8 protein-coding genes are annotated in these 8,997 nt (G+C 64.0%); 5 read left to right on the forward strand and 3 right to left on the reverse strand.

Going from position 1 to position 8,997, the window contains the following annotated elements; genetic code table 11:
• Positions 1-72 precede the first annotated feature (72 nt).
• The 3 genes from PSEMO_RS25590 to PSEMO_RS25600 all read left to right on the forward strand — a co-directional run bounded on the left by PSEMO_RS25590 (position 73) and on the right by PSEMO_RS25600 (position 3,564).
• Entirely contained in the window at positions 73-2,091 is a 2,019-nt protein-coding gene (locus PSEMO_RS25590) for a TonB-dependent receptor family protein (RefSeq protein WP_075805751.1), read from the forward strand.
• 111 nt (positions 2,092-2,202) lie between these two features.
• The gene (locus PSEMO_RS25595) at positions 2,203-2,643 is read left to right on the forward strand and encodes a lysozyme (RefSeq protein WP_075805752.1); all 441 of its coding nucleotides are present in this window, start codon (positions 2,203-2,205) and stop codon (positions 2,641-2,643) included.
• Between the two features lie 45 nt (positions 2,644-2,688).
• Entirely contained in the window at positions 2,689-3,564 is an 876-nt protein-coding gene (locus PSEMO_RS25600; protein ID WP_075805753.1) for a LysR substrate-binding domain-containing protein, read from the forward strand.
• 146 nt (positions 3,565-3,710) lie between these two features.
• On the opposite strand, the gene PSEMO_RS25605 is transcribed toward PSEMO_RS25600, so the two are convergent.
• From PSEMO_RS25605 to PSEMO_RS25615, 3 genes are all read right to left on the reverse strand, one after another.
• Entirely contained in the window at positions 3,711-4,544 is an 834-nt protein-coding gene (locus tag PSEMO_RS25605) for a bifunctional allantoicase/(S)-ureidoglycine aminohydrolase (RefSeq protein WP_075805754.1), read from the reverse strand.
• A 130-nt stretch (positions 4,545-4,674) separates the two neighbouring features.
• Positions 4,675-5,310, reverse strand: a complete 636-nt coding sequence (locus PSEMO_RS25610; RefSeq protein WP_075805755.1) for an START domain-containing protein — start codon at positions 5,308-5,310, stop codon at positions 4,675-4,677.
• Positions 5,311-5,483: 173 nt separating this feature from the next.
• Positions 5,484-7,427 (reverse strand): autotransporter outer membrane beta-barrel domain-containing protein, encoded by a 1,944-nt coding sequence (locus tag PSEMO_RS25615; protein WP_075805756.1) that lies wholly within the window; start codon positions 7,425-7,427, stop codon positions 5,484-5,486.
• Positions 7,428-7,738: 311 nt separating this feature from the next.
• On the opposite strand from PSEMO_RS25615, the gene PSEMO_RS25620 reads away from it, so the two are divergent.
• The gene (locus tag PSEMO_RS25620; protein WP_075805757.1) at positions 7,739-8,344 is read left to right on the forward strand and encodes an SCO family protein; all 606 of its coding nucleotides are present in this window, start codon (positions 7,739-7,741) and stop codon (positions 8,342-8,344) included.
• Positions 8,338-8,817 (forward strand): copper chaperone PCu(A)C, encoded by a 480-nt coding sequence (locus tag PSEMO_RS25625; protein WP_178392059.1) that lies wholly within the window; start codon positions 8,338-8,340, stop codon positions 8,815-8,817. The genes PSEMO_RS25620 and PSEMO_RS25625 overlap by 7 nt, the downstream gene beginning before the upstream one ends.
• Positions 8,818-8,997 lie beyond the last annotated feature (180 nt).

The following is an 8,997-nucleotide window of genomic DNA, read 5'->3' on the forward strand; positions in this document are numbered from 1 at the left end:
TGATAGCCCTATGCCCACCCGCCCGTTTATGGTCCACTCAGCCCCACCTTGCCGGCCTCGATGGAACGTCCTATGAACAACAACGAGCGGCAACGCGCCGCACACCGCCGTGCTGCCCTTGGCGCACTGCTCCTGACCAGCACCGGCGCCTTTGCCGACACTCCGAGCGAAGTCGACCCCGTGGTGATCAGCGCCACCCGCAGCGGCGACGAATGGGCCCAGGCGGCCTTGTCCGCCAGCGTCGTCGATACCGCCGACAGCCGCGGCGAACAGGCGCTGACCCTGGGCAACCTGCTCTCCAGCGTGCCAGGCGTAGTCGTGCAAAGCCGCTACAACGCCGCCCAGGGCCTGCGTCCGGCAATCCGTGGATTCGGCTCGCGCTCCAGCTTCGGCGTGCGCGGCATTCGCGTGCTGGTGGATGGCGTACCGCTGACCATGCCCGATGGCCAGACCGAACTGGACGGCTTCGACCTCGGCCTGGTCGAGCGCATGGAAGTCCTTCGTGGGCCCGCCGCCGTGCTCTATGGCAATGGTGCCGGCGGCGTGCTGGCGATCGAGACCCGCGAGCCGGGCGACCGTCCGGGGGTGTCCGGTGATGTCAGTTTCGGCAGCTACGGTTTCCGCCGGCAGAGCGTCGAGGCCAGTGGTACCGAGGGCAATTTTGGCGCCCTGGCGGCGGTCAGTTCGACCCAGTCCGATGGCTATCGACAGCATGCCACCAGTGAAGCCAACAGCCTGACCGGCAAGCTGCGTTGGTGGGGCGAGACAGGGCGTCTGGGGCTGACCTTGCACGCCCTCGACAATCGGTCGGAGGATCCGGGTGGGCTGACGCTCGATCAGGTTCGTGCCGATCGCAATCAGGCCCGTCCGCAAAGCCTGAGCTTCGACTCCGACGAACGCATCCGCCAACAACGATTGTCGCTGGTCTGGGATGGTCAGCCGCTGGGGGAAGATACCTACCAGATTCGCAGCTATGTCGGTCAGCGCGATTTCGAGAATCGCCTGCCGCTGGCGGCCAACGGCCAGACCAGTTACGAGCGCCTGTTTGGCGGTATTGGCGCCAACTACACCCATGTCGCCGACTGGTTCGGCCTCAGGCACAAGCTCACCTTCGGCGGCGACCTTGAATCCCTGCGCGATGATCGGGATCGCAACAACAATATCGTCGGCGGAGAGAAGGGTGCGTTGACCTCCCGTCAACGTGAAGAAGCCCGCAGCCTTGGTCTGTTCGTCGAAAGCCAGACCGAACTCACCGACGACTGGCTGCTCAGCCTCGGCCTGCGTCATGACACGGTGCGCCTGAGCGTCGACGACCGCTACCTGCGGGACGGTGACGACTCCGGCAAGCGCAACCTGCGCGACCTCAATTACAGCGTCGGGCTCAGTTACCGGCTGGATCCGTCCCACACGATCTATGCCCGTGTCGCGACCTCTTTCGAGACCCCGACCGTCAGCGAACTCGCCAACCCCAATGGCGGTGGATTCAACAGCAGCCTGGAGCCGGCGGAAGCGCTCAACCAGGAGATCGGCTTCAAGGGCGAAACCGCACACTGGCGTTACGAAGCGGTGGTCTACCGCATCGACACCCGCGACGAACTGGTGCCCTACGTCGATGGCCGCACCTTCTACCGCAACGCCGGCTCCACCCGCCGCGACGGCCTGGAACTCAGCGCCCGCTGGCAGCCTGACGAGCACTGGCAACTGAGCACCGCCTACAGCCTCAACGACTACACCTACCGCAGCTTTGAAAATGCCGACGGTAATCGTCTGCCCGGAATTCCGGTGCAAAGCCTGTTCGGTGAGGTGTCCTACAGTCGCGATAACTGGTACGCACGGGTCAATACCTCGGTGTACGACCGCCAATACGCCGACAGCGGCAATACCGCCCGGGTCAGCGGTTATGCGCTGGTCAACCTTCGGGTGGGCTTACAGTTGAAGGGCTGGGCGGAGAATGTGGAGCCGTATGCCGGGCTGGATAACCTGACGGACCGGCGCTATTACGACAATCTGCGGATCAATGACAGTGGCGGGCGCTACTACGAACCGGCGCCGGGGCGGACGGGGTATGTGGGGATGAAAGTCCGTTTCTGAGGTCTGCGCCAGGTGCGGCGATAAGTAGCGGCTTAGTGCTATCACGCTGCCCCATGTCTGAAGTAGTCTTGGCCGAACGTTGTCCCTCACTTTCTTGCAAGGAGCTGGCACATGCGACTGTCCCCGACGGGCCTGGACCTGATCAAACGCCGTAACGGCCTGACCCTCAAAGCCCGGCAGGACACTGCCGGCACCTGGTTCATCGGCTATGCCCACTATGGTGATGTCAGCGAGGGCATGGAGATCACCCAGGCTGAGGCCGACGCCAAGCTGGAGCATGAACTCGGTCGCTTCGAGACCCAGCTGGCCGGGATGCTGCAGGTCCCGGTGAGCCAGGGGCAATGGGACGCGCTGCTGATGCTGATGTTCGACTATGGCATCGCGCGCATCCGCAGTTCGATCCTGATCCGCCACGTCAATGCCGGTGAATTCGAACGTGCGGCGGCGGAGTTCTCCAAATGGGTCCAGGTCCGAGGCCGTCCGGATATCCAGATGGTCAAGCGGCGGGATGTCGAGCGGCATCTGTTCCTGCAGGGCTCGCAGGTGGCGTGAGGGCGTGTTAAAACCTCGGGGGTCATTCATTCTGTAAATGCCCCCATGCCGCCCATTGCAAAACCCACTAGAACCCTCTTCGACCTCGACCTCCTGCGCGCCATCGTCGTGGTCGCCGATTGCGGCAGCTTCACCACCGCTGCCTCCCGCCTGCATTCAACCCAATCCACCATCAGCCAGAAGGTCCGTCGCCTGGAAGACATGGTCGGTCACCGCTTGCTCGAACGCGGCAACCGCGAGGTCCTGCCCACCGATGCCGGCCAGACCCTGCTCGGCTACGCCCGCCATATGCTGGCGCTGAACGACCAGATGCTCGAAGCCTTGGCTGGCGCGACCGTTGGCGTCACCGTGCGTCTTGGCGTGCCCGAGGACTTCGTCGGGGGCCGCACCACCAACGCCTTGTCCGCCTTCAACCGCAAGCATCCCGAGGTCAAGCTGGAAGTCACCAGCGGCCTGTGCCGGGATATCGCCCAGAGCTACGACAACGGTGAGCTGGACCTGGTCCTGTTGAAGCAGCGGCGCAATGGCCGGGAAGGGGTGGCGAACTGGGCGGAGGAACTGACCTGGATCGACAGCACGAAGAACCCGGCGCTGCAACTGGACCCGATCCCGCTGGTGACTTTTCCGCCTCGTGGGCTGTACCGCGACGAGATCATCAATGCCGTGGAAGGGCTGGGGCGGCGCTGGCGGATTGCGTTCACCAGTTCGAGTTTGAGCGGGATCCAGGCGGCGGTGGCGGACGGGATGGGTATCAGCCTGCTGCCTCCGCGGGCGGTGACCGGGGATCATCGGGTGCTGGGTGACGGGGATGGGCTGCCGGTGGTGGACAGCTATGAGATCGTGGTGGTGCATCGGCCGACGGCGGAGCCGATGGTGAAGGAATTGGGGGTGGTGCTGGCGGGGTTGCTGGATCAGGAGTAAGTGTTGACCTTGAGGGCCTCATCGCTGGCAAGCCAGCTCCCACAGGGTCCGAGTCGCTGCAGCGATGGGGCCCTCACAGACACCCATAAAAAAAGCCCGCCATCCACCGGCGGGCTTTCTCATTCAGGCTGCGAGCCCAACAGCACTCAACGCTTCGGGTTCAGCGTCAGGTGCACGTTGCGGTTCACATCCTTGTACAGCAGGTAGCGGAACGGGCCAGGGCCACCGGAGTAGCAGGCCTGCGGGCAGAAGGCGCGCAGCCACATGAAGTCGCCGGCTTCCACTTCGACCCAGTCCTGGTTCAGGCGGTATACCGCCTTGCCTTCCAGGACGTACAGGCCGTGTTCCATGACGTGGGTCTCAGCGAACGGAATCACGCCGCCCGGCTGGAAGGTGACGATGTTGACGTGCATGTCGTGACGCATGTCAGCCATGTCGACGAAGCGGGTGGTGACCCAGGCGCCGTCGGTGCCCGGCATCGGGATCGGAGCGATGTCCTGTTCGTTGGTGACGAACGCTTCCGGATGCGCCAGGCCTTCCACGGCTTCGTAGTGCTTGCGAATCCAGTGGAAGGTGACGTTGGCGTTGCTGTTGTTGCGCAGGCTCCATTCGGCCGCCGGCGGGATGAAGGCGTAGCCACCAGGCTTCAGGGTGTGGTTCTTGCCCTGCAGGGTGATGTCGACTTCACCTTCGACGACGAACAGCACCGCTTCGGCGTTCTTGTCCAGCTCAGGACGCTCGCTGCCGCCTTCCGGGGCAACTTCGACGATGTATTGCGAGAAGGTTTCGGCGAAACCGGACAGCGGGCGGGCGATGACCCACATGCGCATCTTGTCCCAGAACGGCAGGTGGCTGGTGACGATGTCACGCATCACGCCCTTGGGGATGACCGCGTAGGCCTCGGTGAACATCGCACGGTCTGTCAGCAGCTCGGTCTGAGCCGGGTGCCCGCCGTGAGGGGCGAAGTAGGATTTGGACATGGACAGTCTCGGATGTTTGTTGTTGTGACCCCGGGACCGCCTGTAACGGCCGTTCTACCGGGGCTGCCGCTCTACAGTATGAGCATCGCGGTGCATCCACAAATTAAATGTTGGAATTCGTGGTATTTGATTATTGAATGGGATGCGCGGTGTCATCCGCACTGTGAATGCCCTGGCGCTCGGCCACGGCGCGCAAGGTTTTCAGGGTGATCATCGGCGCGTCGATGACGAACTGGTTGGCCAGCCAGGCCGGAATGTCGCCGGCAGGGTCGGCCTGCATTTCGTAGGTGACCTCGGTTTCCCGTTCGCCCTTGGGGACCATGCGCCAGATGCCTTGCAATTGGGTCACGCGGACCTGCCCGGGTTCCCGCGGGACACGGCCGGGGAGGGCGCTGAGTTCACGGGTCAGGCTGCCGTCATCGCTGCGCTCGCTGTGCACCTTGAGCACCATGTCGCGGGTGCCGGCGGGCCAGGGCAGGGCGGTGGTGAGGTAGACGAAGGTGTCGGCGCCCTCCACGCCCAGCAGGCGCATGTCGGCGCAGGCGTAGAGCCATTTGCAGGCGACCCGGAGGTTTTCCTGGAGATCGCTGAGGGTGCGCACGTCGGCCTTGATCGTGGTGACGCCGCGGAAACTCTGGTATTTCGAGCCGGGGACGTCGCGCAGGTAGACCTGGATGCCCGCTTCTTCGTGGGCCAGGTGCCAGGGCCCGGCGGCCTGGGTGCTGGTGAGGAACAGGGCCAGGGTCAGGAGAATGAGGCGGGGCATGGTGGGCTGTCTGGGGTGAATGGCTGACAGGTGAAGAATAGGCGGATTTTGTGTTGTTTTTAATGGCCTCATCGCTGGCAAGCCAGCTCCCACAGTGTCCGCGGCGCTGCCGAACCCTGTGGGAGCTGGCTTGCCAGCGATGAGGCCCGAAAGTTCACCACATCACTGGATGCTTAGAACATCCATTGCACCCCCACCGAATACCCCGCCTGATTCCCTTCATCATGGGCAAACCGGGTATTGGCCTCGGCAAACACCCCCAGTTGCTCGGTCACCCTCAACTGTGCCCCAAGCTGCGCGCGCCCGAAGCTCTTGTCGACGTCTCCGGGTTCAGCCACCCGCACCCGCCCGTCGGCCCGGGCCGTCAGATCGATCTCGTCCAGCCGCCCCTCCGCCAGTTCCCGCACCCAGCGCACGCTGGCGTAAGGCTTGACCACCATCCCGGCGCCAAGCCCCAGCTGGCCATGCAGGCGCCAGCCGAGGCTGGCTTCCAGCGCGTCGTAATCCTGTTTCTCGTACCCAAGCGCGGTGCGCAGCGCCTCGTCCTCGCTGAAGTCGTCGATGCGGTAATGAACGTAATCCAGCCCGGCCAGCGGCCCGGTCTTCAAACCGCCGATGTCGAAGTCATAGCCACCCTCGACCCGCGCGCCCCAGAACAGCGCCGAGGTATCCCCGGACAGCCGCTGGTCCAGCAACACCGGCCCGCCATTGGCCTGGATGAACACCGAGCGCCGCGTGTCGAAACGGGTATGCCCGCCACTTAGCTCACCCGCCAGCCACTGAGGACCGCCATCGTTGAGCAAGCCGAACACGCCGACCTGCCAGGTGTCGCCTTCGACCCGGCCACCATGGTCCAGGCTGTCGCGGCTGCGCTCGAAGCTCAGACTGGCACCGACGCTCGCGGCATCGCTCAGGCGGTAGTCGCCCAGCACATGCACGCCAACGCGCTTCGACTCGGGATTGCCCGCCATGTCGAAGCCACTGTCCGGCGACACTTCGCCTTCCACGCCAACCTCGCCATCGAACGTACCCACGGCCCGCTCGCTGCCCAGCAAGCTCAGCCAGCGTCGGTCATGCAGGCGCGTCATGGCCTGGTGCTGGCGTTGCAACTGGTCTTCCATCTGCCGCGCCATGGCCCCGCCCGAGGCGGTGGAGGCGAGCAGGTCGGCGTTGGTCAGTTCCAGCACCAGGCGCGTCAGCAGGCGCGAAAAATCCCGCAGGCGCTGGTCGATACGCTCCTGGCCGAAGGCGCCGGTAAGCACGGTCTCATTATCTTCGTTGGGATCGTGCCAGGTAGAGCCGCCCGGGATCGCCGGGTTGTCGGTCTGCTCGTAACCGTCCAGATCGCCCAGCTCCCAGTTGGTCGCCTCGATGAACAGCACTGGCACGTTCAGCCCCTCGAAGCTTTCGCCGTCGCTGCAACAGCCGGTGCCGGCGGGGTAATCGGCGTTGAGGCCGGGGTTGGTGAACAGGTCGATCTTCAGTTCCTGGGCGATGCGCAACAGCTGGTCGCGGTAGGCGCCGAGGGCCGGGTTGGCGACCGCATTGCTGCCGGCGTGGGCATACATCCTGTCGCCGGTGATCAGGCTGTCGAGGTTGATCATCCCCAGCAGGTTGGCGCGCTGGCTATCGTCCAGAGAGGCGACATAGGCCCGCGAACCGCGCAATCCTTCCTCCTCGGCACCAAAGCCGACCACTTCCAGGCCATTTTCCAGCTGCACGCCGCCGAGGTTGCGGGCGATTTCGGTCAGCACTGCGGCGCCTGAGGCGTTGTCGTCCAGCCCTTGCAGAGTCGGGCGACCGAAGTAGGTATCGAAGTGGGCGCCGAGCACCACGTAGTTGCTGCTGGTCCCGGCGGCGGAGGCGATGACGTTCTGCGAGCTGCGATTGCCGGCCCAGGTGAAGTCCTGGCGGCGGGTCTGATAGCCGTAGCCCAGTTGCGCCTGCATCCAGTCGGCGGCGCCGGCGAAGCTGGCGGTACCGCGGTAGCGGCCGGGATACTCGTGGATCAGGCGGTCGAGGGTCTGGCTGGCGTAGTCCCCGTAGTCGTAGGCCCCGGCCCCCAAAGGCAGCAGGGCGGACCCGAGGGCGACGGCGATGGCGAGTGGTTTGAGCACGGCACTTGTCCTTGTGTGTCGGTAGGCGTTGGCATCTTGGCGATGCGTCGGCGGGACGACAGCAGGAAGCGGGCCGATTTGTGACAAATGTGTGTAATTTGTCGGATTTGTCCGGTGTTGTTGACGGAATCGGCACAGATTGTTTAATGCCTTGTTACGTTTTTACGTCACCTTCTGCGACACCACGCCGCACCCTTCGGGCGCCCTGCGCTGGCCCCTCCCTCCCTTGCGTGCGAAAATGCCGCCCCGTGAAAAGCCGGAAACAAACGGCTTCCCTGCGCAAGCGTGCACCCTCCCCAAAGGATGGTTACATGAATGATCTACTGACCCGGCGTACGGTTCTCGCCGGGCTCGGCCTGGCGGGGCTTGCGGCCCTGACCGGCTGCGATACTTCGCCCAAGCTCGATTTCAAGTACGGCAAGGACCTGAGCAACAAGATCCTCGGCCGCTCCTTCAAGCTCCAGGATGTCCACGGCGATACCTACGCGTTGTCGAGCTTCTACGGCTCGATGCCGATGGTGTTCTTCGGTTTCACCCAGTGCCCGGCGATCTGCCCGACCACCCTGGCGCGTGCGGTGCAGATCAAGAAACTGATGGGCCGCGATGGCGACTTCCTCAAGGTGGTGTTCATCACCCTCGATCCGGAACGCGATACGCCGCAGATACTCGAAGACTATGTGAAGGCCTTCGACCCGACCTTCACCGCACTGTCCGGCACCCCGGAACAGATCGCGGCCACCGCCAAGGAGTTCGGTGTGTTCTACGAGAAGGTGCCGTTGGGCGACAGCTACACCGTGTCGCACTCGTCCACCAGTTTCGTCTTCGACTCCCGCGGTCGCCTGCACCTGGGCCTGTCCCATTCGCTGACCGCGAAAGAGTGCGCCGAAGACCTGCTGACCCTGATGGAGATCTGCTGATGCTGCCTGTTCGTAAAACCCTGGCCGTCCTGGCCCTGTGTGGCGCCGCTTTGCCGGCGTTGGCGCAAACCACCGTGGAAAATGCCTGGGCCCGTGCCACCGTGGCCAACCAGCCGACGTCCGGTGCCTTCATGACCCTCACCTCGGATACCGATGCCCGGCTGGTTGCCGTGCAGTCCTCGGTCGCCAGGACCGTCGAGATCCATGAGATGAAGATGAACGGCGACGTGATGACCATGGGCCCGGTCAACGGCCTCGACCTGCCGGCCGGCAAGGCGGTGAGCCTGGATGCCAACGGCTATCACGTGATGCTGATGGGCCTGACGCACCAGCTCAAGCAAGGCCAGGAAGTGCCGCTGACCCTGGTGATCGAGGATGCCAAGGGCAACAAGGAAAACCTCGAGATCAAGGCGCCTGTGCGGTCCTTGACCGAGGGTGAGCCGGAGATGAAGCACGGTCACGTGCATCAGTGACCTCACGGGCCTCATCGCCGGCAAGCCCCACACGGTCCCTGTGGGAGCTGGCTTGTTCTGGTCAAGTTTTTCCGGACACCGATTACGGTGATCAGGCCGCCTGCTGCTCCATAGCTATCGGCGACAAGTAATTGTTGTGGCTGTGGAGCCTGACTCGGTTGTATCGCATGAAGAAGCTGG

The organism is Pseudomonas putida (genome assembly GCF_001941965.1).
Classification (GTDB): domain Bacteria; phylum Pseudomonadota; class Gammaproteobacteria; order Pseudomonadales; family Pseudomonadaceae; genus Aquipseudomonas; species Aquipseudomonas putida_L.